Below are 2,426 nucleotides of genomic sequence, written 5' to 3' on the forward strand. Positions count from 1 at the left end.
CGGCAGGTGGCGCTGGGCCGCGTTGTCCTGCAGGGCAACCAGGCCCTGTCGGAGGCCGAGCTGCGCGGCGCGGTCGCGCCGCTGGCCGGCCGCACCGCGACGCTGGCGCAGATCGAGGAGGCGCGGCTGGCCGTGCTGCGCGCCTATCGCGCGGCGGGCTACCCCTATGTCGCGGTCGGCGCGGGGCTGGCGCCGCTGCCGGACGGCACGGCGGAGCTGCGGCTGCTGGTGACAGAAGGCTTCATCGCCGAGGTGAAGCTGGACGGCGAGGATATCGGCCCCGCAGCGCGCCAGGCACTGCGCTTCCTCGATCCGCTGGTCGGCCAGCGGCCGCTGTCCAATGCCGCGCTGGAGCGCGCGCTGCTGCTCTCCTCCGACATCGCGGGCGTCACCGCGCGCGGCGTGCTGCGCCCCCTGCCGGGCGAGCCCGGCGCCCTGCAACTGGTGGTTCAGCTGGCGCGCCGGCCGGTCACGGGCTTCCTCAACCTGGACAACCGCGGCTTCGAATCGACCGGCGCCTGGCAGGGGCTGCTTGTGGGCCAGCTCAATGCCTTCACCGCCTTCGGCGAGCGGACCGAGCTGGCAGTGCTGCAGACCGACGGCAACGGGCAGACCTTCGTGCAGCTGACCGAGGAGGCGTTCATCGGCGCCTCCGGCCTGCGCGTGCGCGGCTATGTCGGCGGCGGCCGCGTGCAGCCCGGCTCCCCGCTCTCCGCCATCGGCTATGTCGGCGACACACGCGTCGCCGGCGCGGCGCTGTCCTATCCCATTATCCGCAGCCGGCCGATGAACCTGACCGCCATCGGCCAGTTCGACGCCTTCGAGAGCACGGTGGAGGCGCGCATCGGGCCCGGCCAGCCGCGCACCCGCCAGGCGCGCGACGCGGTGCGCGCGCTGCGCGTCGCGCTGGAGGGCTCGGCGCTGGATGCGCTGCTGGACTTCGCGCCGGCGGCGGCGACGACGACCGGCCTGGTGCGCTTCAGCCAGGGCGTCACCACGCTCGGCGCGACGGACGGCTTCTCCGGCAGCACGGCGCGCTTCGGCAGCGATTTCGGCTTCACCAAGGTGGTCGGCGAGGTCTCCCGCCTGCAGCCGCTGTTCTCCCCGGCCGAGGGCTGGCTGGTGTCGCTGTTCGGCATCGCTGCGGGGCAGTGGAGCGACGACGTGCTGCCGCCGGCCGAGAAGTTCTACCTCGGCGGCAGCCGGCTGGGCCGCGGCTACTATGCCGGGCAGGTCTCGGGCGACCGGGCGCTTGCGGGGACGATCGAGCTGCAGGCCGGGCGGGTCTTCGACATCGCCATGCCGGAAGGCTGGCCGGGCGGGTCGGAGCTGAAGCTCGGCACGCAGTTCTACCTGTTCCGTGACGCGGGCCAGGCCTGGGACAACGGGCCGGCGGGGCTGGACCGGCGGCTGGCGTCCTGGGGCGGCGGCGTCCGGCTGCAGTTCGACGAGCGCGTGCAGCTCGACCTGGAAGGCGTGCACCGGCTGGTGCTGAACCCCGATGGCGCGGGCGTGCGGCAGCTGGACGAGAACGCGATGTACGCCCGCCTGCTGGTGCGGTTCTAGCCGATGCGCGCCCCCCGCCTGCTCCGCGCCGCGCTGCTGGCCTCCACCGCGCTGCTGCCGGCAACCGCGCTGGCGCAGCGGCCAGGCGGCGGCAGCGTGCAGGCGGGCAGCGCGACGATCGACCAGACCGACCCGGCGCGCACCCAGGTGACGCAGACCAGCGACCGCGCGGTGATCAACTGGACGACGTTCAACATCGGCGGAACGCACCATGTGAACATCGACCAGCCGGCGGCCTCCTCCTGGTCGCTGCAGCGGGTCACGGCGCCGGATCCATCGACCATCGCGGGCCGGCTCACCTCCAACGGCGGCGTGGCGATCGTCAACCGGTCCGGCATCACCTTCGCCGCCGGCGCGCAGGTGGACGTCGCGAGCCTGATCGCCACCACCTCCGACATCACCAACGGCAACTTCATGGCCGGCGTGATGGCCTTCGACGGCGCGCCCAACCCCGGCGCGCGGGTGGAGAACCGGGCCGGCAGCACCATCACCGTGCGCGAACAGGGGCTGGCGGCGCTGGTCGGGCCGGTGGTGGCGAATGCCGGCGTGATCCGCGCGCGGCTCGGGCGCGTCGCGCTGGCCGGCGGGGCGGAGCGCTTTACGCTGGACCTGGCGGGCGACGGGCTGCTCTCCATCGACGTGACGCAGCAGGTCAGCACGGGGCCCGGCGGCGGCGTCGCGCTCGTGACGAACACCGGCACCATCGAGGCCGATGGCGGCAGCATCCTGCTGAGCGCCACCGCTGCCTCCGGCGTGGTGGAGCGGCTGGTCAGCGCCGGCGGCACCATCCGCGCCGACACGTTGCCGCCGGCCGCCGCGGGCCAGGCGGAGCGCCGCGGCACCATCGCGGTGCGCGGCCA

General features: G+C 74.4%; 2 protein-coding genes. Both read left to right on the forward strand.

Annotation, left to right across the window (positions count from 1 at the left end; all coding sequences use genetic code 11):
• The coding region (locus OZN99_RS29795) for a ShlB/FhaC/HecB family hemolysin secretion/activation protein (RefSeq protein ID WP_270938835.1) at positions 1 to 1,566 on the forward strand (1,566 nt) is incomplete at its 5' end.
• 3 nt (positions 1,567 to 1,569) lie between these two features.
• On the forward strand, positions 1,570 to 2,426 hold an 857-nt coding region (locus OZN99_RS29800), incomplete at its 3' end, for a two-partner secretion domain-containing protein (RefSeq protein WP_270938836.1).

Origin of the sequence: Falsiroseomonas oryzae (assembly GCF_027856955.1) — a bacterium.
GTDB lineage: Bacteria > Pseudomonadota > Alphaproteobacteria > Acetobacterales > Acetobacteraceae > Falsiroseomonas > Falsiroseomonas oryzae.